The sequence below is a fragment of the Bradyrhizobium sp. NBAIM03 genome (genome assembly GCF_020194055.1).
GTDB lineage: Bacteria > Pseudomonadota > Alphaproteobacteria > Rhizobiales > Xanthobacteraceae > Bradyrhizobium > Bradyrhizobium yuanmingense.
This window is the reverse complement of the sequence record NZ_JADYVS010000008.1, coordinates 1-25,145: the sequence shown is the minus strand read 5'-3', so window position 1 is coordinate 25,145 and position 25,145 is coordinate 1. Positions and strand designations below refer to the sequence as shown.

The window sequence follows — 25,145 nt, the reverse complement described above, 5'->3', positions numbered from 1 at the left end:
TTAGTATTTGGGCGGTTTCAGTGCTGTGCAAAGCCAGGACATCGCCCGTTGAGTCGTCTTGGCCTCGTCGATCACCTCGAATGCTCGTTTTGCCTCCCGCAACACTGCCAGTGATCGCCGCGATGCGGTGTAGTTCGAGACGATGATGCAGCCTCCCGGTTTGAGTGATTGCGCGTAACGCTCGAGCGACCGAACGGGGTCGCGCAAATAGAAAAGAGACTCGTTGAAGACGATGACATCGAAACGGCCGTCGGGCTCGTACACGTCGCCGTCAGCCTGAGAAAAGTCAGTGCGATCGTCGTTGTACAGACGGAGCTTCTCGATTGCCACGTCAGAGATGTCCACTCCGACATAGCGTGCATATCCAAGCTGCTTGAAGCGCTCGAATAGCATGCCGTCTCCGCAGCCGATCTCGAGGTACTCGCCGCCACGTCTAAAAGCGTCCATGAAACCAATGAGTGTCCAGTAGCGAGCTACTTCGCGCTGCATGTAGGTCCAGAGGCCATCGCTGTACTCGGCGTCCCAAGTGGATTTCGCTTTTGGGCTGTCACCGAACCCCTGCGCAGTCTCCCACTCGCTAACGGCACGCCCCAGCGCGTCGCCAAAAGGCAGCCGGGCCAATCCGAAGGCATAGTACGCGGCGCGCACCCGGCGCCATGCGTGGTAGTGAAGTGCTGCAAGCATTCCCAACCTGCCAACGCGTATTCGACGTCAGATAGTTTAATACAGGTGAAGTTATCGACAGATCAAGAGTGTACGGCGGGCGAGAACTGCAGATTTCATAGTACCTGTGAGGTGAGCTTCGCCCGGTCAATTCGCCTGCGCATCTCGGACCTTTGTCCGTGAGCCGCCAAGGAACGATTCCCGCAAATGTCTTGCGCTCCTATCGTTCCGTGATCGGATCGAGAGTACCACGCCCCGCAGAATCACAGCACGTCCCAATAACTCGCCCCGCTGCCAACGCGCGGGCATCATCAGGTAGTGGCTGGACGCTGCCACATCGGGTCTTCCGTTGCCGCGGATCGGGTCTAAAGCATTGTTTCTAGCTGAAAGCCGGCCGGGAGTATTGTCCGCGAGAAGGTAGTGCTTTTGGCAGGAGCTACACACTCCGAATATTCGGAGAAATGGGTTGGCTTGTGCAATGCAGAAATTAAATGCCTATTAACAGTTGACGGATGTATTTAACTGCGCCTATCATTATTCGTTTTTGCAATTTGTGACAGAAAATCAAAGCCATGAGGAATGGTTTTGCGGAAGCGATAATTTCCCTTTCATTGCATGCATTGCCAGGGCGGTTGCGCCTAAGCGTTAAACCCGGAGCGCTCGGTTACCGGGTTGGTCGACGGATTTGTCTTAAGTCGCTGTTCACAGCTGGTGGCCCATCGCTGTCCGCTTGGCATGCTAGCCCCCGACCAATTTTCGCTTGAAGGGAGTTGTCATGCAGATCGGGCCGGCGCTTTCAGGTGTATTAGGTACCACGACGATTGAGGAGTTGCGGCGCCCGGGAGCGCAGGATGCGATCGTGATCGGCGGGGGAGCCGCCGGGGGATTGGCGGCGCTCTTACTCGCCGAGGCTGGCCTGCGCGTGCTTGTGCTTGAGGCCGGGTGGCAGAATTCGCCGCGAACGACTGGGATGCGCCGAGCTATAGCCAGGATGAGCCGTAGGCTCGCGGACCCTGCGACACTTCGGTTGCTCCCTCCTGCGGTTGTTCCCTTTGGCAAGATGGCCTTGAGAGGCCTCGGCATGTTGCGCCAGCCCATCCAATCTCGCTGCAGCATCTGGGGCCGAGCACCGGAATCGTTTGTAGATGATCATGACCTGCCTTACGTGACGCCACGGAGCCAACCTTTTGTCTGGATACGCGCGCGAACGCTCGGCGGACGCGTGGGCCTTCCAGGGCACGGCCGGCAATACTATCGGCTGAACTCCTCCGACCTTGCGCCGTGCGATGGATTGAGCGCGCCTTGGCCGCTAGAGCCGGGTGAGTTGGACCCCTGGTATTCGATGGTCGAGCGACGGCTAGCGCTTGCCGGTGCCATGGATGGCGTACCATGGCAGCCTGACAGTCACCTCTCGCGAGAACTTGAACCTTCACCGAATCAGTTCGCGCTGATGGCAGCGATCCGCGCACGGTGGCCTCACTCGCGGCCGATGCTCACGCGCTTTGCCGCACCGCTGGATGCCTTGGAAACTGCTGCTCTTACAGGGCGCCTTCGATGCCGTGAGGGCGCAGTCGTACGGCAAATCGATGTTGATCGATCAGGTCGCGTACGCGGCGTAGTCTGGTTCGATCAACAAAGTGGAACCGACGTACGTGCTTGCGCTCCGTTGGTCTTTCTGTGCGCGTCCTCGTTAGAGTCGACACGAATACTCTTGCTTTCGCGTTCATCCAAAGGGGGCCAAGGGCTCGGTGCAGGATCTGACGCGCTGGGGCGCTACTTGATGGACCATATTGTCGTAACTGGGTGGGGTGGAGGTGCGCCGCTGAAGCCCAGCCCAGTGCTCGAAGATGGGTGCGCGATTTACCTTCCACGCTTCGATGCGCGCGACGGGCCCGCGCCCCTCGGCGGGCGAGGTTTTGGCGTGCAGTTGTATCAATTTCCAGGAGGGCACGGGCGTTCCCATTTTACTGCGGTTAGCTTCGGTGAAATGCTTCCTCGTGCCGAAAACCGAGTAACGCTACATCCTACACGACGGGATATATGGGGAATCCCCGTATTGCATATCGACTGCCGCTATAGCGAAGCGGATTTGGCGCGTGCCCGCGATCAGGCAGCTGCCATACGCGAGATCGCCGCAACATCTGGCGTGACGTTGAGCCGCGTTAATGAACGGCCGGCTCCGCCTGGCTCCGCGATTCATGAATGCGGGACCGCCCGGATGGGTATCGACCCCGCGACCTCCGTGCTCGATCCAAATAACCAGTGCTGGGACGCACAGGGATTGTACGTTACGGATGGTGCCTGTTTCCCGTCCCAGGGCACGCAGAATCCCACTTTGACCATTCTCGCTCTGACCGCGCGCGCATGCCATCATGCGGTGAGCACCGTCGCCCAAACAAAGCGAGAAGCTGCATTCGGACTAGCCGGAGGCGCGTCATGACGGTGGCTGCTGCCGCGCCGTTTCGAGAAATCCTTCCGCGAAACATGCTCCCCCTAGGTTTTGGATCCGGCGCACTGTTGAGCAAGCGACGAACCCGTCGTGAGGCTCTTAAGTTGCTCGAAGCAGCTATGGATTGTGGGGTCACATATTTTGATACTGCGCGAATGTATGGCGCCGGTCGCGCAGAGGGCATTCTGGGAGAGTTGGCGGCGCGAAAGCGGGAGCGCCTGGTTCTGACAAGCAAGGCGGGCATTGTCCCACAAAGTCATGCACTTCATGTCCGCGCAATGGGTCGTAGCATTCGTCTTCTGCACAATGTCGCGCCAAGCTCAAAGAATTACCTGCCTGTGCCGTCCAACTATCTGCCGCGTTTCGGAGCCTTTGGTCTCGTGGAGTTCCGAAAAAGTGTCGAGACTAGTCTCAAGGAATTGCGTACAGACTATCTCGATATTCTACTCCTGCACGAGTGCAGCGCTGCCGACGTAGAGGAAACGGACCTGATCCGTCTTCTCGATGATCTCAAGCGTGAAGGGAAGGTTCGCGCCATTGGCATAGCGACAGGCATAGAGGAGACGGTGTCCATCCTCCAAAGACATGCAGCGCTGTTCGACGTTGTGCAGATTCCAAATGCCATCTGGAATATGAACGTCAGGAAAGTTCCGGCAACTAACCGCCTCGTGATTACGCATTCGTCTCTTACCAGCCGATTTAAAATACTGCTTGATCGATTGTTGTCCGATGAGCGGATGGCGGCTGAATGGCGTTCGCTGACGCAGGTAGATCCACGCGATTCAACAGAACTGGCTCATCTACTGCTGGCTCATGCGCTGAATGCAAATCCAAACGGGATCGTCATCTTTTTCTCATCCAATCCGTCGAATGTTGTGGCAAACGTGAGATCTGTCAGCAGTCGAGCTATCGACGAGAAGCAGATCGCGGGCTTGAACGCATTATTGGCGAGAAAGCATGTTGCCGAATTTCTTGACGCGAGCTTCCGAGATCTGAGTTTCTGATCGGTGCAGACCGACGACGGTGGCTTGACTTTGCATCAGTCAGACGCGGCGGGGTATGGTCAGGTCGTCGGCAGGACCTGATCGAACATCTTGTTGCGACCCTGCCGGGGAAGCGGGTGACTGTGTGCTGGGCTCGGGGGACATCAACGATCAGGATAATCGGCGCGCGCTCGTAACTCTCGATCTGAATGGTGTGTCCGCAACGGCATTTGCTTTGCTTGGCGTTTTGCGGATGGCGCTGGATGGGCCATTACCTGAATCGGGCAATATGGGTTCGGATTGTTCGCACCGCGATGTGTGCTCAAATGCTCTTGCTCGACGCTCGCGCTCTTGATTGTCCGGACAAAAATTATGTCGTGTTTGGCGGCGGATAATCTGTGGATCGAAATATTTAATTGGTTTTCTGCTGTGGCGCCGTCGACGACACTTGGTAAGCTGTTGTCTAGTGGCGAAGGCGTAACATCGATTCCGGCATACTTTTGTATATCTTCGACCGCTCCGTGTGGCCCTCGTTCAATGCGGTGCACGAGTGGTTGATCGGACTGAAGAAATTTCCGGCATTTAATTCGCGCGATGCGAATGTGTCTAGGGTAGCTCAGGAAATTACCTTGGGTGAGCCGTCGTGTCGTCGCAAAAAAGCCTCCACCCGCCGGGAAGACGCACCCCAACGGCGCTGCGCCAGCAGAGTCGCACTTGGGGTCGCGTCGCTTGGGGAAACAATTGGGCGCGTGCCAGGGGCAAACCAGATTGAAATTAACAGGAGAAAACTAGATGGCATCCATTCCTCTGACATGGAATGATCCGATGTTTAGCGACCAGACCAGTTCGGGGACGGTCTGGCTTGGAAATGGAGAGACGATTTCGGGTGTGAGCATTTCCGACCAGAGCGACACTGTCGCCGTCGGAGGGAGCGGCTCGTTCACCATCGACGACGTCCGTATTTCTTCAAGGGAAGGCGTGCGCATTGGGGGCAGCGGTGATGTCACCATCAACAATACGTACATCGAGACAACGGGACTGTCGGGCGATCACGCCGACGGAATTCAGGCCTATGCTCCCGGCGCCACCGGGAATCTGACCATTACAAACTCGACGATTGTATCGCACGACCAGAATGCCACTGCTGGGCTGTTCATCGCAGATGGTTATAGCGGAACGTTCACTTTCAATAACGTGGTGTTCGACGGTGGCCCCTTTGGTCTGCGCATTGCCGCGGACGCAGGAGCCGGTCACGATGACTACCTCGCCCTCAAGGACGTGTATTTTGTGGGGCCATTTGCGTATGGCGCGCTTTGGTTGGAGGAGGTCAATGCGAACATACACATCACGCAATGGGAGAATGTTCGCTACGCAACGATCGTGGACGGTCAACTCATCCCGGGCGACCTTATCCCGCCTCCGCTTCCGGTTGAAGGACCGACCGCACCCAGCACGCCGACCGTGCCGGATGCTCCGACTATCGCGTCGTTCTCGACCGACAGCGGCACCGCTGGCGACAAGATTACCAACGACAATACCATCGAGCTCAAGGGCACCGCGGCTGCCGGCAGCACGGTCAAGATCTACGACGGTACGACCCAAATTGGTTCGACGACTACGGACTCGAGCGGCAGTTGGGACTACATCACCAAGATCCTGACCGACGCCAAACATACGCTGACCGCAACGGCGACCAGCTCGTCGGGTCAGACCAGCGCGGCGTCGTCTGCGTTGGCAATCACTATCGATACCAAGGCTCCGACTGCGCCGACCATTGCCAGCCATACCGTGAACACCGCCAATCAGGTGGTGATGTCGGGCAGTGCCGAAGCGAGCAGCGTCGTGAAGGTGTTCGACGGCACGACCCAGATCGGGACCGCGACTGCCAACAGCACCGGCGGGTGGAGCTATACAACCAGCGCCCTTGCGGCCGGTTCGCACAGCCTTACCGCGACGGCAACGGATGCAGCAGGCAATACCGGCCCGGCGTCCACTGCGTTCACCGCCAGCATCACCGGCACCTCGGCGCCAGCCACACCGACCTCGCCGACGTCACCGACGTCGCCGACTGCCGGCACGGTGGTCGAGTCAGCTGGCGCGACAACTCTCGTTGAGAGCGGCGGCAAATATTACCTCAATGGCAGCACCGGATCGGGCCCCACGCTGAAGGACAACGGTGTGCAGTTTGTGAAGGGGTCGGATGGCACCTGGACTCCCATCGGTGCGGAGAAGACGGCGACGGGCTATGTGGTTGCGTGGAAGGAGACGAGCACGGGTCAGTACACGGCGTGGAACACCGACAATAACGGCAACTACGTGTCCCATGTCAGCTCCCTGACCGGCTCCACAGACGGTGGCTCGGTGTCGGGTACTGACTCTGGCCTTAAGTCGCTCGAGACGAGCTTCCATCAGGATCTGAACGGTGACGGGCAGGTAGGTACTTCCACTGCGACCATCCCGACGTCGCCAACCCCGACGACTGGCAAGGTCGTCGAATCGGCTGGTGTGACAAGTCTCGTTGAGAGTGGCGGCAAATACTACCTCAACGGCAGCACCGGCACTGGCCCGACACTAAAGGATGACGGCGTGGATTTCGTGGGCGGGTCCGATGGCACCTGGACTCCCATTGGAGCGGAGAAGACGGCGACGGGCTATCAAGTTGCCTGGAAGGAGACGAGCACCGGTCAGTACACGGCGTGGAATACCGACAATAACGGCAACTACGTGTCTCATGTCAGCTCCCTGACCGGCTCCACGGACGGTGGCTCGGTGTCGGGTACGGACTCTGGCCTCAAGACGCTGGAGACCAGCTTCCATCAGGACCTGAACAGTGACGGGCAGATCGGTACGTCCAGCGTAGCTACGTCATCCACTGCAACCGGTAGCAACGCGGCTATTGCGGGCAGTACGTTCATCGCTTCGCCGGGCAACACGACCCTGACCAGCACTTCCGGCGATGACACTTTCGTTGGCAGCAGCCAGGCCGATACTTTCGTGTTTGGCGCGAACTTCGGCAACGACGTCATCAAGGGCTTCGTTGCCCGCGGACCTGCTCACGACACGATCGAGTTCAGCAAGAGTGTGTTCGACAGTTTTGCCAGCGTTCTTTCCCAGGCGACCCAGTCCGGCACCGATGTCGTGATCGCGACGGGGAGCGATACGCTCACGCTGAAGAACGCCAAGCTCGGCTCGTTGACCAGCAACGACTTCCACTTCGCGTAGGGGACGGCATCCACAGAGAGCAATCTTCAACAACTGCCTTGGGGGATCTCTTGAGGGATCTTCCAACAAAGGCGCGTTTCAGGGGCAGAAGCCATGATTGACTTTGGACGGCGGGGGGTATTCCCCCCGCCCGCAAATCTCTATCGAATTCCAGTTCTTTACATATCAGGACTCTGGTCAGCCGGACGGCAGTGGGCGGAAAACGCTCAACTGCAGACGCCGCAACTGGTCGGCTGGGCAAAGGGCCTGATCGAAGTGCTGCGGTCACGGATATTCGCTGGTCGACCCCGGCCAGCGGATCACTATGACGAGTCGCAGTCAGAGTTGTCGGCGTTCCTGCGGTCTTGCCGCCGGATCTTCTGGGCGCTAGCGGCATTCAGCGGCATGAGCAACCTTCTCATGCTCACCGGCTCGTTCTTCATGCTGCAAGTCTACGATCGGGTGCTGCCCGGACGCAGTATACCGACTCTTGTCGCTCTGTTGGCTCTGGCAACGGTGCTCTACCTGTTTCAGGGCGGGCTCGACTTCGTCAGGAGCAGGATCAGCGCCCGGGTGGGCCGGTATTTCGATGAAAGTCTCGGGGTTCGCATCTTCGAGGCTCTTGTTCGCCTGCCTTTGAAGACCAGAGCGGATGGCGATGGCCTGCAGCCGGTGCGGGACCTCGATCAGGTCCGCAGCTTCCTGTCGAGCGGAGGGCCGACGGCGCTCTTCGATCTGCCCTGGATGCCGATCTATCTCGGCGTCTGCTTCCTCTTTCACTTCTGGATTGGCATCACTGCGCTGGCTGGTGCGTTGGTGCTGGTCGGCATTACGATGCTCACGGAAACGCGTACCCGAGGTCCGGCAAAGGCGAGCTCGCGTCTTGCCATTTCGCGAACTGCCCTCGCGCTCGAGGGACGGCGCAATGCCGAAGTTCTGCAGGCCATGGGTATGCGGCAACAAGCGGCTTTGCGTTGGCAGGATGCCAACGCAAAGTACCTCGCAGCCCATGAACGGGCCAGCGATGTCGCAAACGGACTCGGTGGTGCCTCGAAGATTTTCCGCGCGATCTTGCAATCGCTGGTTCTTGCCGTTGGCGCCGTCCTCGTCATCAACCAGGAATCGACGGCCGGCATCATCATTGCCGGATCGATCCTCACCGCGAGGGCCCTTGCGCCTGTCGAAATGGCGATTGCGAACTGGAAGGGGTTCGTCGCGGCGCGCCAATCGGGACAACGGCTCGATTACTTGCTGAAACTTCTTCCTCAGGAGGAGGAGCGGTTGGCATTGCCTGCGCCTGTGGAAACCCTTACCGCCGAGAACCTCTATATCGGTGCTCCGAACTCCGAGAGACCCACTCTGAGCGAAGTGTCATTCCAGCTGCGGAGTGGGCAGGCGGTCGGAATCATCGGTCCGAGCGGATCCGGCAAGTCGACGCTGGCGCGTGCGCTGGTTGGCGTGTGGCCGTGCATTCGAGGCAGGATCCGGCTCGACAACGCCGCCCTCGATCACTGGTCTTCGGACGACCTCGGCAAGCACATCGGTTATCTGCCCCAAGACGTAGAATTGTTCGACGGCAGCATTGCGATGAACATTGCACGTTTCGACCCGAACGCAACCGCCGCCGCTGTTCTGGAAGCCGCACGCGCCGCGGGCGCGCATGACCTCGTCCTCTCACTGCCGGACGGGTACAGCACGAAGATCGGCGAGGGAGGGCTGGCGCTGTCGGCGGGGCAGCGGCAGCGTATCGCGCTTGCGCGCGCTTTTTACGGCAAGCCCTTCCTGGTCGTGCTTGACGAACCCTCTTCCAATCTCGATGCGGAGGGCGAGGAGGCTCTGACAGAGGCGATCCTGAACGTGCGACGCCGCGGAGGGATTGTGGCCGTTGTCGCTCATCGGCCGAAGGCGCTGGAAGGTGTGGACCATGTATTGTGCCTCGGCGAAGGCAGAGTTCAGTCCTTCGGCAAGCGAGAGGAGGTACTCAAGAGAGTGCTGCGGACTCCGGTGCCGCTGAAGGTCGTCGCAGAAGCTCAAGGAGGCGGCCGATGAACGATCAGATAGCGCCGGCGTTGCAGTCCATCCAACGTTACATGATCGTCGGAATGATCATGTTCGCTTTGGTGACTTTTGGGGTCGGCGGCTGGGCGACGACTTCCCAGTTGTCGGGCGCGGTGATCGCGCAGGGCGTGGTCGTGGTGGATTCGAGCGTCAAGAAGGTCCAGCACGCCACGGGTGGAATCGTCGGAGAGTTGCGCGTGCGCCAGGGCGATCGGGTCAATGCAGGCGACATTCTGATCCGCCTCGACGAGACGCAGACGCTCGCGAATGCGACGATCGTCACCAATAGCATCGACGAATTGCTGGCGCGGCAGGCCCGTCTCGAGGCCGAGCGCGACAGTGCCGAGCAGGTCGTGTTTCCAAAGGTACTGCTCGACCGAGCCAAAGAGAGCAACTCCGAGGCGAGCCGTGCAATCGCCGCGGAGCGGAAGCTGTTCGACCTGCGTCGTCAGGCGAGGAGCGGCCAAAAAGCGCAGTTGCAGGAGAAGAGCGCGCAGTTGGAGAACGAAATCAAGGGCTATATGGGGCAGACGGAGGCCAAGCAGAAGGAGGTGGAGTTCATCCGACAGGAGCTGGAGGGCGTGCGCAGCCTCTGGCAGAAGAACCTGGTGCCGATCACCCGGCTCAATTCCCTGGAGCGCGACTCCGCCCGCATCGAGGGCGAGCGCAGCCAGCTCGCAGGAATGATCGCTCAGTCGAAGGGCAAGATCTCCGAAATCGGACTCCAGATCATTCAGATCGACCAGGACCTCCGTACCGAGGTCGGCAAGGACCTGATCGAAACCCGCTCGAAACTCTCCGAGCTGGGCGAACGCAAGACTGCGGCGGTGGATCAGTTGAATCGGGTCGATATCCGGGCGCCACAATCCGGTCGCGTCCACGAGCTCAGCGTCCACACGGTCGGGGGGGTGATCTCTCCGGGCGAGCAAATCATGCTGATCGTTCCTGACGCGGACTCGCTCGCGGTCGAAGTCAAGATCGCACCGAAGGATATCGATCAGGTCTACGTGGGGCAGACCGCTACAATGCGCTTCGCAGCGTTCAACCAGAAGACCACGCCCGAAATCGACGGCGAGGTCAGCATGGTCTCGGCAGACATCACGCAGGATCAGCGTGCCGGCACGAGTTACTACACAGGCCGCGTCTTGCTGAAGACGGAAGAGCTGGTGAAGCTCGGCTCGGCCAAGTTGCTGCCCGGCATGCCTGTCGAGGTCTTCATCAAGACGGCAGGGCGGACCGCGTTGTCCTACCTGCTCAAGCCGCTACACGATCAGGCGCAGCGCGCATTCAAAGAGCGCTGAGCCCTTTGGATTTGAAATGACACAGCCCCGAGTGGACCCGCACTCGGGGCTGAGAGGAATCTCAAGAGTGTGTCCATTGCTGCGAACAACATTGATGTTCAAGACGAAAAAGAAGCCCAAATGAAAAGATAACGACGGGCTTGCAGGCGTGCCGTGAGCTGGGTGAACACCGAGGAGAGCTGCTCGCTGCGGATGGCTCGCCGCTAGTCGCATTGCATCCGAAGCCTATCGTTTGGCTTCGACCGCCCGGAGCTCAAGATTGCGCCGCGAGATCGATCGAGTCGATGCGGGGTAGACCGCAACGTTGGCCGCATCAACGAGCACCGAGCTGACGACGAGCCCCTGCAATGAGGCTGGAGGTGGACGGCGTGGCTTGAGGGCGCTCTGGCCGCCAGGAACGAGCCACAAGGGTGGACAGCTTTCGCACCTTCGTCAGGCTTGATTGGGCGTGTCTGAGCAGCCGCCAGAGATTGGCTGGGGTGAGCTTGGCAATACCGATCCACGTCGTCAGCGCCGACAGCAAAGCTCCTGCGCGCGCACGGACCGAGTATGGCGCAGGCTTGCTGTGTTGGCCGGCGGACCAGCTAGCCGCCCGGCGGTGCAGCCCGCTCAGCACATCCATTCGCTTGTTGTGCAGAGTCATCGCTGTGACGAAGACAAGCAGGATGGCTTCAGCCCCCAAAATGACGAGCAGTTCTTCCGGCATATGCAATCTCGATTGTGAGGCGGAGAGGTCGTTCGGAATACGATCTGCCGGGGGGCACATTAAATCAACGATTAATTCGTCGGAGCCGTTAAATTGTTGCCTTATTTGCCGGCGATGCGCCGGGGGCCGGGACGCGTCTGCGGGGGCGATCTGCTTGTGGCTGTACTGGATAATGCGCAAACGGATTATTTCTTCCTGCCGATTATATTTAATTGACAATTAAATTAAATAAATTAAAGATGAAATATGGTTGCCGCGGGACTGTCGGTGTCAGCCTGCCAGCGGATCCGAGCCTCAGTTTTGCGTTTGCGAGGGGATCGGCAGATGTATCGAACCTTCGGCTCCGTCGTGGCGGTCGCTATCATGCTCGGAGGAGTTCAATGGGCGGGGGCGGGGCGCATGTCCTTGCCGGCGACGCCGCGGTCAGGGCAGCACATTGAACTGGGAAACCCGACGCTGCCGCCCCTTGCGTACACGGTGTTCTGCCTGCGCTACGAGGCGGAATGTCTTCCGCCGCGCTCGTTTCGTGGTGGGCCGATCCGGCTGACCGAGGACCGCTGGGCGGCTCTGCAGGAGGTCAATCGCGCGGTCAATCTCGCCATCGTGCCGGCGCGCAACGAGCTCGGCCTTGCCGGCGAGGAATGGGTCATCAACCCGAAGCACGGCGATTGCAATGACTACGCCGTGAGCAAGCGCCACGAATTGCTTCGGCGCGGCTGGCCTGCGCGAGTCCTGCTACTGAGCGAAGTCGTCGTCAGTTCCGGAGAGCACCACCTCGTGCTTCTCGTGCGCACGCGAAATGGCGATTTCGTTCTCGACAATCTATCACCCGAAATCAAACCATGGTCGCGCGTTCACTATCGCTGGGTTCGGGTACAAATGCCACGCCACATTCTGTGGGCGAGGATCGAAGGGAAGGGAGCATGAACCCGACAACCATTCAATGAAATATCTCTGGTTAAGATCGCCTGCGGTGTGAACGCGCAATCCGCATGGTCGCAATCATTTGAAGGGGAAATCTGTGAAGAAATTATCGCGTTGGCGAGGCTTTGGCTGGGCGCAAATAGCCGCCGGCTTGTGTTACGCCGGTTCCGCACTGGCGGATCAAACACTTTCCTCCAGCCAAGCGCCAGGTCCTGCCTCCTCGCGTTTGCCTTCTCCTGCGTCGGCTCCTCCACTCTCATTTGATGACCCCCGCTTTGCTGGAAATTCCTCCGAGCCATACACCCGTTACGGGAAGTTCTTCAGCAACGGTGAAGTCGTCGAGCATCGTTCCTGGGACCACAACAACGATGGAAGCTCGGTCGTTTGCGGGGATTGCACTCTGAAAAATTCCCGCATTCGATCCAACGAGGGATTCCGGTGTATTGGCTCCGACGGTATTGGCGGCATCAACATTGATGGCGTCTACATCGAAACCAAAGGTTTGCCGGGCGATCACGCAGACGGGCTTCAGTGTTATGATCCTGGCAAAACCAACGCCATCACGGTTCGCAATACAACATTCAAGACCTACAACAACACCAATGCAACGGCCGGATTCTTCTACGCTGATGGATTAGGGGGCTCAGTTAGCTTTGAGAACGTCCTGTTCTGGGGCGGACCTTACGGGTTGCGAATGCATCCCGATGGCATGAACGTCACTGTTTCCCTTAAGGATGTGTATTTCGTTGGCCCGTTCCTATACGGCGCATTTCTGATCAACAATGCGGGCGGCGGAACAATGACGATCACCAAATGGGAAAACGTCAGGAGTGCAACCATCGTCAATGGCCAGCTCGTCCCGGGGAGTTTGCTTCCTCAGCCTCGGATCCGCTGATCCATTTTCCTGCCCCAGCCCCGCGGCTTGCATTCTCGGATTAAGGTCGCCCGTCCGGAAAAAATAACTTGCAAATTAAACCAATTTAATAATATAAATGTTTAATAGTGGGGTCCAGCCGGTTATGCCATACAGAAGACGAGGAAGGCTGTCGTTTCCATTTGAGCTTGGGATTCGCAGTGGATGTGGGTGGTAAAATGGTGGCCGGCCCGGGCCGCACGCAGCGACCGGGCGGTGCAGTTGCGAAGGAACCGGGAAAAGCTCGTGTTTACAGGAGCGCGCACTTAGCATGGCCGACCTGGGTCGCCAGGCACTCACCACATTGATGAGCCAATTCCGGATGGTTTGGCGACCATCAGGAAGGACGGGCCTGACAAATCGCGTTCGAGCGAGATGGTTGTCGAAGATGGGTTCGGTTGAAGGGGGGGCCGGACGTATCGCATGAGGCTGAATCCCATGTCGGATGCAATTTATGGGGCCGCTGAGCCCGACATTTCGATCATCATCGTGAGCTACAACACGCGCACCATGACGCTCGAATGTATTCGATCTGTCTTGGCACAAACAACGACAGTACTCTACGAAGTCATCGTTTTCGATAACGCTTCAACAGACGGATCTCCGGAAGCCATTCGCGCAAACTTCCCTCAACTCGAGCTCATCGCGTCGCAAGAAAATCTTGGGTTTGCCGGCGCCAACAACATCGCCGCGATGCGGGCGCGGGGGCGCCGGTTTCTGTTGCTCAACCCGGACACCCTGATCTTGAATCACGCAATCGATCATCTGCACGAGTTCGCCGATGCGAATCCGCGCTTTGGGATCTGGGGCGGACGCACCGTGCTGTCTGACGGCCGCTTGAATCCTGGCTCCTGTTGGGGAGATGCCACCTTATGGAGCATCTTCTGTTTTGCTACTGGTCTGACCAGCTTGAAGCGCAGCAGCTCGGTTTTCAATCCCGAAGGATACGGCGGTTGGAAGCGTGACAGCATTCGTGCAGTCGACATTGTCACGGGCTGCTTTCTTCTCATAGACGGCGAACTTTGGAAGCAACTTGACGGCTTTGATCCCGAGTTTTTCATGTACGGTGAAGAAGCGGACTTGTGCCGCCGGGCGCGCAAGCTTGGTGCATCCCCAACCATCACGCCTGCAGCTACCATCATTCATTACGGCCAGTCTTCCGAGCCCGATCAAGCAGAGCAACGCATCAAGGTCCTTGCCGGCCGGATCACGCTGTTGCGGCGTCACAATTCTGCTGCGACGATTCTCGCAGGCAAGACACTGTACATGCTTCTCCCCCTCCTGCGCTTGCTCGGGTACGGAACGGCCGGCCTGGTCTCCGGCAGAAGTGATTTGCGTGAAAAGGCGCGAAACTGGCGCTATGTCTGGCAGCATCGTCAACGTTGGGTGAATGGCTGGAGCAATGTCGGCGTGAGGAGAGCGCGCGGCAATCCGCGCAACAACCTGCCAGAGGAGGTAGCTGCTGTGGAACGTCCGTTAGGGGACGCGTTATCCCGCTCGCGCCAGGGATAGCCACTGATGCGGCGCGACGTTACCATTGTGGTCTATCATCATATCGCGGACCATGAAGACCCGTTAACCGGCAAGCTTGGAGTTGTTACAAGGCCAGAGGTTTTTGAGAAGCACGTCAAGTATTTCGCGCGTCATTTTGACGTGGTGAGCGGATCGGACCTTGTAAGTGGCACTCTGCCGCGTAAACCTTTGCTGATCACCTTCGATGACGCATATCGCTCAGTTCTCGATACCGCAAGTACTGTCCTTAAAGCGGCAAATGCACCTTCGCTATTCTTCGTCAATCCGACAACGCTGCTCGGAAGCAGATTGCCAGTGGATAATATCCTATCGTTGGCAGCGGTGGTGCTCGGTAAACAGCAACTGATAGCTCTCCTGAACATCAACGAAACCGGACCAACATCAGTCCCTAGGCTCATCGCCAACGTGATTTCAAAATGGACTCAGGCGCAAATTGCGGAGGCGAAGCAGCAGCTGTGTACCGCAATGGGCACCAATGAATTGGAGCTCCGGCGTACATCGAAGCTTTTTCTTAATATCACCGATATCAAGCGGTTTGCGAGCTTAGGGATTGAAGTAGGAAACCACTCGATGAGCCACACGTTCTTTCGTTCGCTTTCATCGAGCGAGTTGGAGACCGAGATCGTGCAAAGCCGAGAGCTTCTGGAGAAGTTATCGGGACAAACGGTTCAATGCCTGAGTATTCCTTATGGGAATGCATTGGACGCGACCGAAGGTGCGCTGCGGGCCGCACGGCGTAATCACAAGGCGATCTTTCTAGTGCATGCGAAAAGCAACCGCTTTAAACCAGCGGCTGACATTTTCTATCGGATTAGCCTGGGGAACGCCGCGCCAGAAGAGATTCCGTTCAAGCTCCGGATTATGCCTGTACTACGGTGTGCGAGAGATTGGCTATGGTAGCTGGGCAGCCCGAACAAAAGAGAATAGTGATTCTGACGCGGGATGGCCCAGAACATCGTTATGTCGCAAACATGCTTTGCGCTGGACTCTCCATTGACCGCATCATTGTGGACCGGTCAGCACGGAGAACAAGACTGCGGCGCGCCGTACGGAAGGGGTTGGTGCATTTCTTAGGAAAGGCAACCCGTGCTGTCTTTCTCAAGATGATTCGAGACGATGAGGCCCGGACTCGGTCACTTGAAAGTCTGTTGGGGCAAAAGGCTCAAACATTCTATGCATCTGATCGAATCGACTATGTCGAGGGCATAAACGGCACCGCAAGCTTGGAAGTCCTGCGGCAGAGACGCCCCGATGCGATTCTTATTTACGGCACGTCGGTCGTGAAGAATGCGGTCCTCGACTCTGCAACCGATATCTGCATCAATCTGCATACAGGTATTAGCCCGCAGTATCGCGGAACCGCGTGCAGCTTTTGGCCTGTAGTCAACGACGAGTTGGACATGCTCGGTGCGACCATTCACGAATGCACGTCCGGCGTCGACAGCGGGCCGATCTTTGAGACAGTGCATTCGAGATACGAACCAGGGGACGATTTGCATAGGATTTTTGGCCGAGCCGTGATGGTCGGTGCCGAAGCGTATGTACGAGTGGTTCAACGCTATGTGGCGGGCACCTTGAGCGGAGTTTCGCAAGATCTCAGCCTTGGGCGCGAGTACCGTGGAGCCGATTTGACCATTGGTCCGGAATTGGTGGCGCGACGCCGGCTCGCCCGTCTGAGGTCCATCGCCGAAATCTCGATCATTGGTCAAAACGACAGGGTAGTTCGCTGACGCGCAATCGTGCAAAAGCTCGCCTTATCGGCCGAAATCGTAAGCCGCCCCAGCAGATCGTCATCGATGGGGAAAGCCGTGACCGGCGCCTGCTAGGACGACGCTGCGAGCCCCAGCGCCGTAACCGCTGAGGGGTCGACCCAACGTCGGATAGTGCCGTCAATCAAATTGGCCCCATACATCCAGCCATCAGGGCCCTTCTGCATGTCGACGATGCCTTGTACGTTGTCCACCAACTGGACGCTGGTGACCTGCCGGCTTGCGTTCAGGGTCGCAGCGAAGATCGTTCCGTTTTGGACATCGTCGAAAAAAATGGTGTTCTGATTGTAGAAATCTCCCGCGGTAATCACGTGGGCATTGTCGGGGGCCCCGTGGCTTAGAGACAGGATCGGAAATACGGCGGGCGGGTCTGACGTATTGTTCCGATTGCCATTGTTATAGAAGGTGATTGCCTGCGCGAGATTTTGGTAGCTGCCGGTCCTGTCGGGGCCTTCGAGATAGGGCCATCCAAAGTTCGAGCCGGCTGGCCCCGTATTCAGCTCTTCCCAGCTGTTCCAGCCCACATCTCCGAGCACAGGAAGATTAGTAACTGGATCGAAGCTGAAGCGGTACGCGTTGCGAACACCGTAGTAGAACACCTTCGACGCATTACTGTTTGGATCGCTTGCCTGATAGAATGGATTGCCGGGCACTCCCTCACCTGTAACGGGATCGATCCGCAACAACTTGCCCGATAGATTGTGGATGTCTTGGACGCGCACTCCCCGGGGGTCGACGAAGTTGTACGACACGCCATCGCCGACGGTGAGGTAGAGATAGCCGTCCGGGCCGAAATGAACAGCGCCTACGCCGTGCGAATCGCTATCAGTCGCCAGATAGTCACGAATGTTTTGGTTCTGGATGCCGGTCCGATCCGGATCGTTGTCCTGCGATCCACTCTCGATCTGGCTCGCCGGAGCTGTGATCGTGGTGCCGTTGACGATGCCGGAAGGAGCGATGCTCGGATCGCCTGTGCTGTTTACGTCGGGACGGCTCGTATAGGCCCAGATGCTGTTCTTTCCGACCAGCACTACCTCGCTCGCCGGATCGGCAATCATTGTGGTTGGGTCAACGGTGACCCTCACCAGGCGAGCAGGTCGGTTGCCGGCCTGATCGGGGCCGGCAAGGCCGGGCTGGCCCGCCGTTTCGGGTGGATCGTAGGTATAGAGCAGGTAGACATAATGGTTCGTTGCGAAATTCGGGTTCACCGCGATACCCAGCAATCCGCGATCGTTGACGTCATTTACCTCGCTCGAAATGTCGATCAGCGGAGTTGATCGAAGTTCTCCGTTATCCACCACACGCACCACGCCGTCCTTTTGGGCAACCAGCATGTAGCGGCCGTCTGGAGTCCAATCGATCGCCGTTGGCCCGCCGGCATACCCCTGGCCCAGTCCCGTCACGTACGTCTCGCCCGCCAGATTGCCGAGATTGGGGTTGTCATTATCCAGGATTTTCACAGTCGTCGTTGTCTCGGCGCCGAGAGTGGCACCGGTCGGGTTGCTCAACGTGACCGTGAAGGTCTCATCATTCTCCGGTGTCGCATCGTTGAGGATCGGTACCGTGATCGTCTGGGTCACCTGGCCAGCAGCGAAAGTCACCGTGCCTGACGAGGCGGTGTAGTCGGAACCCGCGAGGGCGCTGCCGTTGCTTGTCGTGAAGCCGACAGTAGCTGTTTGACTGGTGTTGCCGCTGCGCAGCAGCGTAATCGTTGCCGTCTGTGTATTCTCGGTAACGCTTATCGCCGCGTCCGCCATTGAGATCGCGACGGGCGAGTCGTTGTCGATGATGGTCACGAGCACTGTGCGCGGGGTCCCGAGAGAACCGGAACCGGGATTCTGAAGCCCGACCGCGAACGTCTCGTTACCCTCGGTGAGCTGATCGTTCACAATTGAGATGGTGAAGCTCTTGGTGCTCTCTCCCGGGTTGAAGACGACCTGACCGGTGTTCGACCGGCCATTAAACGTGGGCTGGATGAAGTCCTGGCCTGCCGTAGCTGTGCCGCCGGTGCCGATTTCGTTCGTCGTGTACTCCACGGTTGCTTGAGATTGGAGGTCGCCGGAGCGTACGACGGTGATGGTAGCCATCCCTCCCGTCTCACTGACATACACTGTGGAACTGCTAAGTAGTGAGATGACGTTGCCCGCAGCGAACACGACGTCGCGGAAATAGTTTGCATTCTGATAGACATTGGTGGGGAAGGCGCCCTTGGACAGGTCGAAGACGCCGGCACCCACCGGGGCGTTCAGGCCACCATTGCTGATGGCTGAGGCGAAGCCCTGCGTGGTGGAGACGTAGTTGCTGTTGATGTTGACAGAGACGATGTAGGTCGTGCCGGCCTGGATGGTCAGGGGCGTGGCGAGCGCCTGCTGCTGCCAGCCCGATGCGCCTTCGTTGGTAAACGTGACCGTCGCCAGCTCCTGGCCGGTGGCCGACCAGATGTGGCCGATATGCGTGCCCGTCTCGCCCGGAGCCTTGTAGTACCGGATTGCCTGGATCGAGCCGGAGGTGTCGCTGGTGAAGCGCATCCCCAACTCATAACCTACTCCGTCGCTGGCATTGGTGATGACAGGCGTCTGGGTGGTGAACAGCGTAGTGGTGGCACTCGCAGCGGCAACCGTCGCCGTGGCCGCGCTGGTCACATCCTCGCTGGCGCCGAACAGGTCGGTGTAGGTGGCATTCACGCGGATCCGCTTGCCGACCAGGCTGCTGTCGAGGGTGAGGCTCGAGGTCGTGGCGGCCAGGTTCGTCCAAGTGGTGCCGTCGGGGCTGCTCTGCCAGTGATAGGTGATGCTGGCGGGCGCGCCGTCGGGGTCCGTGACGCTGGCCGTCAGGGTCTGGTTCTGGGTCGCGGTGCCGTTGATCGTGACAGCGCCGGGGTCGTTGACGTTGGCCACTGTCGTGGCGGTCGCGGTGCTCACCGGGGCCTCGGTGCTGCCCGAGAGGTCCGTGTAGCTGGCGGTGACCCGTATGAAGCTGCCGACCTGAGCCTGCCCGAGGACCAGCGTGCTCGCGGTCGCGCCACTGATGTTGCTCCACGAGTTGCCGTTCGCACTCTGCTGCCACTGATAGGAGACGGTGCCCGGCACTCCGTCCGCATCGCTCACGGTCGCGGTCAAGGTCTGGTTCTGCGTCGGCGTCCCGCTGACGCTCACCTCACCGGGGCGGTTATTGGGCTGTGACGAGCCCGTAGCGAACACGACGTCGCGGAAATAGTTTGCATTCTGATAGACATTGGTGGGGAAGGCGCCCTTGGACAGGTCGAAGACGCCGGCACCCACTGGAGCGTTCAGGCCACCATTGCTGATGGCTGAGGCGAAGCCCTGCGTGGTGGAGACGTAGTTGCTGTTGATGTTGACGGAGACGATGTAGGTCGTGCCGGCCTGGATGGTCAGCGGTGTGGCGAGCGCCTGCTGCTGCCAGCCCGATGCGCCTTCGTTGGTAAACGTGACCGTCGCCAGCTCCTGGCCGGTGGCCGACCAGATGTGGCCGATATGCGTGCCCGTCTCGCTCGGAGCCTTGTAGTACCGGATTGCCTGGATCGAGCCGGAGGTGTCGCTGGTGAAGCGCATCCCCAACTCATAACCTACTCCGTCGCTGGCATTGGTGATGACAGGCGTCTGGGTGGTGAACAGCGTAGTGGTGGCACTCGCAGCGGCAACCGTCGCCGTGGCCGCGCTGGTCACATTCTCGCTGGCGCCGAACAGGTCGGTGTAGGTGGCATTCACGCGGATCCGCTTGCCGACCACGTCAGTTGTACTCCCCCAGCTAGCCAGCGTGATCAAACGCTATCTAAAGTAGCAACACCAACTGTGCGGGTTGTAGTTTTGATCGCGGCAGTCATGTTGGTTCATATTAACAATATTTAAATAACATTAAAAATATTAAATCGGAAGCGATTTATGCCTTTGGAGTAGCGCCGTTCGTCAACTTCTCTTGAGCTTGAAGGCAGGCGCGCGTCACGGATCTCGTGCACTCAGCGGGATGTGCCGTTTGCCCAGCTTCGAACGCACTCGCGATGTCCAACTCTTATGGTTCCATCCGCTTCGCGATTAGGTCGGCGAACTCACCCAGATTCCGCGCCGCCTCGACCTCGCCAACGCGAAATCGAACGCGAAACTTCTGCTCGACGGCGATCACGAGCGAGATCTGCATGAGCGAGTCCCACTCATCGACGTCCGCCGCCGAGAGCTCGGGGGTGGCCGCGATCTTCTCGAGGAAGATTCCGTCGAATACTTCCTGCAACTTCGCTAATACTTCAGCCTGCTTCATAGGCTCTCCGGGCAACATCTATCTTGTCGAATGCACCTGATACTTCCTCACCTCCAGCTCGAACTCTTTTCGGGTTGCGGAGTCTTCCATACGCGCGAAACCAAACTCCTCGTAGAATTCGGCGACGATACGGTTCTTGGTTGTCGGAAGATAAATGACGCGCACTGTCATGCAACCGGCCACCTCTGCGAGTCGAAAAATCTCATACATGATCTTGTCCTCGACCTGGCGCTTCAGCACGCGGCAACTCATGAGCCAGGTATTGAGAACGAAGACGCCGCCATCGATCTTTGCAATGACTACGGAGATGAGCCCGGAATCACCGAATAGATCCTCGAGCCGCATCGTGAAGCACCGGTAGTCCGGCCTTCCCAGGAGCGCCTAATGCGGCTTGCATTATGTGGCTTTAGACGCAAGCTGAACTCGCGCTGGACAGCCGAACGCCTTTGCACCCGCGGGAATGTCTCTATCGACGAACGAGTTCGCGCCTACAATGGCGCGGTCGCCGATGGTTGTACCCATCTGAATCACCGAATTCGGCCCGATGTAGACTCCATTGCCGATCGAGGTGGGCGCGCAATCGATGGGATCCCGGCCGAGCGAAATTGAGCGGTTTACCGTGTGATGCGTGTAGATTTGAACGCCAGCAGAGATGGAGCACCAATCGCCGATCTGCAAATCTCCACCTGAACCATCCAGAATACATCCCGGTCCAATCCAGGTATTCCGTCCGACCTTGACGCGCCCAAGAACGAGCACGTTGTCGTACATCGTGCTGCCCTCTCCAAAGCCATATGCTGCGGCGTTATCCTCGCGCTCGGTGAGAAGGTCTCCGATCGACACCCTCCGATCGAACTGCTTCCTCTTGCGAGCTGCCAGAGCCTGCAAGAACTCGCGCGCGAAGGCGAGCCACTGGTCCAAATTGTGATCAGACATGCTGGGATCGAGCTTTGAATGCATCAGAAAAGCCCATTTGCGTCGTCGTCAATTGACTCGTACCGACGGCGTCCATCTAAAATCGACGGCCTTCGCGGAGTGGACATGAGGTACCTGCCCGGGCGAACCGCCGATTCAAAAATTAGAGTTATATTTTTGGGATTTCAATTATTTTTAGTATCGCGTTGTTTCGGTCCCGGACCGCCGTCAATCAACCGCCTCGAATCAAAGAACGCTTGGCCGCTCGCGGGCATCGGTTTCCCCTGTTCAGCGTGTGTCCACGCTGCGTTTTCGTGCATTCCTTTCGCCAAGGAATAGCTCCCGGGACATGGCACGCTAGTGGCGTGGACTTGCGGAAGGTGGCAATTAAATTGGTTGAATTAACATATTTAACTTGCGATGCATCCAAATCCGCTTATTTTCTATGACCATCGCAGGGAGAGCGCTGATGAACCCGACCGACTCCAATAGTGACGACCGCCGTGAGTTCTTGAGAAGCTGCGGAAAATTTGCCGCCGTCACTCCTCCCGTGATGACGCTGCTGCTTTCGACCTCTCTGACCTCATCCGCCATCGCTAGTTCTGGCGGAAATGTTGTGCAGGGCAATAATGGCAAGGGCAACGGTGGTCGCGACGGCAGTCCTAACGGGAAAGAAGATAGCACTCGCTAAAGTGGCGCCTGGCGGCCCAGCCCTGACACCATCGTCCCGGGGACCGGTCGGAGGTTCAGCCAGCCCGGCGGCGCCGTTGTGCGGACGGGCGGTCGATCAAGAGATCGTTTAGCTTCTTGCCGGCGCGAAGCTGCGCCTTCAGCCATCGAGGCTGCTTACCACGGCCGGACCAGGTTTCGGACGGGTTCTTAGGGTTCTGATACTTCGGCAGCACGGGAGGGTAGGGGCGGCGTGCACGTCCCTCGGTTTGCCCCCCGGTCTTACCTTCGATCTTGCGAAGCCGCTCTTCGAGCTTGGCTTTTTCCGCGGTCATCCTGCGACTCAGAACAGCAGTGACCTCATCGTAGAGTCGCCACAGCTCAGCTGTGGTCATAGATGCCCAGTCATCGTTCTCCATGGAAGCCGTCCCCACTACCTCCGAACCGAAACAGGAGGGGGGCTTATCAGGTCAAACCGGGGTCCGGCAAGCACGATCACCCGTGCCGCTGCGCCAGTGTGCGTGGTGGTCGGAGTTACCGGCTGGGCCCGTGCCTCCGAACCAGCGGTCGCTTCGCCCTCCGCCCCCGGGCTCGTCGCCTCGGCGCAAGCAATCGCTGCTCGGCCTTCGACACGCGGCTACGCAAGTTCTGCAATTCAGTGAATTGAATGATGAGAGCCTGATGAGTTTGACGCAAAACTGCTGAAGAATACATGTGACCACCTACTCATTGCCAACGATGCCCTCCATGACCGCTCATTGAAGTTGCTGAATTGACGAATATGCAGCTCCAATTTGGGTGACCGGATTTCGTCGTTGCTACACTGGCTGCGCGACGCAGCCGTTTTCGTGCTTTACTAACCAGCTTCGCCTTGATGAATAGTATTACTTTTCCTCCCTTCAAAAACGCTGCTTTTTTGAACGATCTTGTGTTCGTCGAAACTTCGTCGAATGTTAGATTTGAATCGTGAATAACCCAATATATCGTTGGTAATAACGGTGCCAACGAAGTTAATTGGATGTTGACCATCATGACACAGCAGCCGATCCCTGCGCCTAGACATTCTATGGGGGAATTTGCTGATCGAATCTATCATGCGTTGTCGAAACAACGCTGCTTTCGCACCGCATTCTTACGGTGCTGCGCATACTTGCCGGTCAAGTTACCGTGGGGCAGTCGTCGAACGTTCGGCTGTCTAGGATTTGAGACTGTGTGACGTTGTCGCCGAGCGGACCCGTCATCCTCGCGTTTTGAAGAAATTGTTGGATTAAACGGCTGCACGGGGGGTTGTTAGCGATAGGCAGGGGAAGCATGCACCGCACCAGAATTGTCATCGCGGATCGACATCCGATCGTTTTGCAAGGGATCAGGAGCGTTCTTGCAGCGCAGCGTGATTTTACGATCGTTGCGTCCTGCAGCGATGGCGCAAGCTGCAATGAGGCAATCCGATTTCTTGTGCCGGACGTCGCGCTCGTCGATGCTGCACTGCCTGATGTCAGCCGGCAGCAGATCCTCGCTCCCGCAAACGCTTCAGGCCCAAGTCCCGCCGTCGTCTTCTTCGCCGGTGTCGCGGCCGATTGTGAGTTGCAAAGGCTGGCCTTGGAGGGGGCCTGCATCGTCCTCTCAAAGGATTCGGATGCCGAGATACTGGTCTCAACCCTGCGGAAAGCCGCCCAGGGCCAAGCAGCGGCCTCGCCGAGCGCATGGCTAGCCAATGATGAGGCCCGCCCCGATGAGAAGCCCCTGGCACAACTGACGGACCGGGAGCGGCAAATCATGCGGCTCGTGTCGGAGGGTCTATCGAACAAGGAGATTGGACGTCGGTTGAACCTTGCCGACGGTACGATCAAGGTCCACCTTCATCATATCTTCCAAAAGCTGGACATCAGCAATCGCACGATTCTCGCGGCATTGGCGATTTCGCGAAATGAGCTGCATGCCGCGTCACGTAAGATGGATCCCCCTGATCTTTTGCATCAGGATCCGGCGAGCGTAAAATAATGGGGTGTCTGGCTCTTCCGAACGTGCGCGGGGGGTTATCGTGGCGCCAGAAGCCCAGCCATGTCGCTGCAGGCCCCTTCGGCCTCGGCTAACGTTCGAAAGGGCGAACCGCCAATCTTGATTGCCGCCTGGTTTTTGTGGAGCGGACGCCAACTCGCCAAATAGCCGGCGCGGCCATGAAAGCCGGGGCCTCTCGGGCTTCCGAAGCTGATCACGAACGAGAAGCCCTCGCTGGTTGCGCTCCAGATCTCCATGTCCCGGACAGACCGGTGGAATTGCAGTGGCATCGTCATCACCCGTTGCAATCGAGCCCTGCGCTCGACGTCCGTTAAAACGCAAATTAATCATATTAAATGGCGAGCGCAACTCCGAAGCTGCGCCCGAAAGGCCAGAAAGTACAAGAACGAGCAGGGAGATTGCCCACGATCAATTGACGGCGCACGTCAAGCAACGCCACTCACATAAAGAAAATTATCGGTTGAAAAGACATTTAATGTATAATACCGTGAATTAATATTTTAAACCGAGGAGAGCGTGTTGTGACCCGGGACGGCAACGAAGATGACGACCGGCGGGCGTTCTTGAAAACCTGCGGAAGATTTGCGGCCGTCACACCCCCAGTGATGACTCTGCTTCTATCCACTTCCCTGACCTCAGGAGCCATTGCAAGCTCGGGGGGCCTGCGTGGAGTGACGCAGAAGGATGGGAGGCAATCGTCGTTCTTCGATAACGACCGGTCGTCCGTATCGGGACCGGGGAGCTCCAGCGGCGGGTCAACAGGGGGCGGG

19 protein-coding genes are annotated in these 25,145 nt (G+C 58.2%); 12 read left to right on the top strand and 7 right to left on the bottom strand.

Annotated features, from left to right (window positions below):
- Complete coding sequence (locus I6F21_RS13835; RefSeq protein ID WP_225139938.1) at positions 1 to 684, bottom strand: class I SAM-dependent methyltransferase; 684 nt, start codon at positions 682 to 684, stop codon at positions 1 to 3.
- A gap of 2,415 nt (positions 685 to 3,099) precedes the next feature.
- Between I6F21_RS13835 and I6F21_RS13825 the strand changes: the two genes are divergently transcribed.
- The 4 genes from I6F21_RS13825 to I6F21_RS13810 all read left to right on the top strand — a co-directional run bounded on the left by I6F21_RS13825 (position 3,100) and on the right by I6F21_RS13810 (position 10,655).
- The gene (locus I6F21_RS13825; RefSeq protein WP_225139940.1) at positions 3,100 to 4,116 is read left to right on the top strand and encodes an aldo/keto reductase; all 1,017 of its coding nucleotides are present in this window, start codon (positions 3,100 to 3,102) and stop codon (positions 4,114 to 4,116) included.
- A 771-nt stretch (positions 4,117 to 4,887) separates the two neighbouring features.
- On the top strand, positions 4,888 to 7,317 hold the full coding sequence (locus I6F21_RS13820) for an Ig-like domain-containing protein (protein ID WP_225139941.1): 2,430 nt from the start codon (positions 4,888 to 4,890) through the stop codon (positions 7,315 to 7,317).
- Between the two features lie 93 nt (positions 7,318 to 7,410).
- Positions 7,411 to 9,345 carry a type I secretion system permease/ATPase gene (locus I6F21_RS13815; RefSeq protein ID WP_225139942.1) on the top strand — a complete coding sequence of 645 codons (1,935 nt, stop codon included), beginning with the start codon at positions 7,411 to 7,413 and terminating at the stop codon, positions 9,343 to 9,345.
- A complete protein-coding gene (locus I6F21_RS13810; protein WP_036029191.1) occupies positions 9,342 to 10,655 on the top strand; it encodes an HlyD family type I secretion periplasmic adaptor subunit in 1,314 nt (437 codons plus the stop codon). The genes I6F21_RS13815 and I6F21_RS13810 overlap by 4 nt, the downstream gene beginning before the upstream one ends.
- A 313-nt stretch (positions 10,656 to 10,968) precedes the next feature.
- Here I6F21_RS13810 and I6F21_RS13805 read toward each other — a convergent pair whose 3' ends face one another.
- Complete coding sequence (locus I6F21_RS13805; protein ID WP_109143422.1) at positions 10,969 to 11,361, bottom strand: hypothetical protein; 393 nt, start codon at positions 11,359 to 11,361, stop codon at positions 10,969 to 10,971.
- 324 nt (positions 11,362 to 11,685) lie between these two features.
- Between I6F21_RS13805 and I6F21_RS13800 the strand changes: the two genes are divergently transcribed.
- The 5 genes from I6F21_RS13800 to I6F21_RS13780 all read left to right on the top strand — a co-directional run bounded on the left by I6F21_RS13800 (position 11,686) and on the right by I6F21_RS13780 (position 16,461).
- Entirely contained in the window at positions 11,686 to 12,288 is a 603-nt protein-coding gene (locus I6F21_RS13800; protein ID WP_036029196.1) for a transglutaminase-like cysteine peptidase, read from the top strand.
- A 94-nt stretch (positions 12,289 to 12,382) separates the two neighbouring features.
- The gene (locus I6F21_RS13795; RefSeq protein WP_146207716.1) at positions 12,383 to 13,180 is read left to right on the top strand and encodes a hypothetical protein; all 798 of its coding nucleotides are present in this window, start codon (positions 12,383 to 12,385) and stop codon (positions 13,178 to 13,180) included.
- Positions 13,181 to 13,621: 441 nt separating this feature from the next.
- Complete coding sequence (locus I6F21_RS13790; RefSeq protein WP_225139943.1) at positions 13,622 to 14,710, top strand: glycosyltransferase family 2 protein; 1,089 nt, start codon at positions 13,622 to 13,624, stop codon at positions 14,708 to 14,710.
- Between the two features lie 6 nt (positions 14,711 to 14,716).
- Positions 14,717 to 15,631, top strand: coding sequence for a polysaccharide deacetylase family protein (locus I6F21_RS13785; RefSeq protein ID WP_057029391.1), 915 nt, complete (start codon positions 14,717 to 14,719; stop codon positions 15,629 to 15,631).
- On the top strand, positions 15,625 to 16,461 hold the full coding sequence (locus I6F21_RS13780; RefSeq protein ID WP_082641484.1) for a formyl transferase: 837 nt from the start codon (positions 15,625 to 15,627) through the stop codon (positions 16,459 to 16,461). The genes I6F21_RS13785 and I6F21_RS13780 overlap by 7 nt, the downstream gene beginning before the upstream one ends.
- A gap of 92 nt (positions 16,462 to 16,553) precedes the next feature.
- Here the strand turns inward: I6F21_RS13780 and I6F21_RS13775 are convergent, their stop codons facing one another.
- The 4 genes from I6F21_RS13775 to I6F21_RS13760 all read right to left on the bottom strand — a co-directional run bounded on the left by I6F21_RS13775 (position 16,554) and on the right by I6F21_RS13760 (position 21,732).
- Positions 16,554 to 20,249: a DUF4082 domain-containing protein gene (locus I6F21_RS13775; protein WP_225183259.1), complete on the bottom strand. Its 3,696-nt coding sequence runs from the start codon at positions 20,247 to 20,249 to the stop codon at positions 16,554 to 16,556.
- A gap of 280 nt (positions 20,250 to 20,529) precedes the next feature.
- The gene (locus tag I6F21_RS13770; protein WP_036025692.1) at positions 20,530 to 20,772 is read right to left on the bottom strand and encodes an acyl carrier protein; all 243 of its coding nucleotides are present in this window, start codon (positions 20,770 to 20,772) and stop codon (positions 20,530 to 20,532) included.
- Positions 20,773 to 20,790: 18 nt separating this feature from the next.
- The gene (locus tag I6F21_RS13765) at positions 20,791 to 21,117 is read right to left on the bottom strand and encodes a hypothetical protein (RefSeq protein ID WP_036025687.1); all 327 of its coding nucleotides are present in this window, start codon (positions 21,115 to 21,117) and stop codon (positions 20,791 to 20,793) included.
- A 51-nt stretch (positions 21,118 to 21,168) separates the two neighbouring features.
- A complete protein-coding gene (locus I6F21_RS13760; protein WP_050995956.1) occupies positions 21,169 to 21,732 on the bottom strand; it encodes an acyltransferase in 564 nt (187 codons plus the stop codon).
- A gap of 424 nt (positions 21,733 to 22,156) precedes the next feature.
- Here I6F21_RS13760 and I6F21_RS13755 point away from each other — a divergent pair, with 424 nt between their 5' ends.
- Positions 22,157 to 22,378 (top strand): hypothetical protein, encoded by a 222-nt coding sequence (locus tag I6F21_RS13755; protein WP_074448032.1) that lies wholly within the window; start codon positions 22,157 to 22,159, stop codon positions 22,376 to 22,378.
- Between the two features lie 55 nt (positions 22,379 to 22,433).
- On the opposite strand, the gene I6F21_RS13750 is transcribed toward I6F21_RS13755, so the two are convergent.
- The gene (locus I6F21_RS13750) at positions 22,434 to 22,775 is read right to left on the bottom strand and encodes an H-NS histone family protein (protein ID WP_036025684.1); all 342 of its coding nucleotides are present in this window, start codon (positions 22,773 to 22,775) and stop codon (positions 22,434 to 22,436) included.
- Positions 22,776 to 23,667: 892 nt separating this feature from the next.
- On the opposite strand from I6F21_RS13750, the gene I6F21_RS13745 reads away from it, so the two are divergent.
- Both I6F21_RS13745 and I6F21_RS13735 read left to right on the top strand, forming a co-directional pair.
- The gene (locus I6F21_RS13745) at positions 23,668 to 24,357 is read left to right on the top strand and encodes a response regulator transcription factor (RefSeq protein ID WP_050995957.1); all 690 of its coding nucleotides are present in this window, start codon (positions 23,668 to 23,670) and stop codon (positions 24,355 to 24,357) included.
- 539 nt (positions 24,358 to 24,896) lie between these two features.
- On the top strand, positions 24,897 to 25,145 hold a 249-nt coding region (locus I6F21_RS13735; protein ID WP_225183258.1), incomplete at its 3' end, for a hypothetical protein.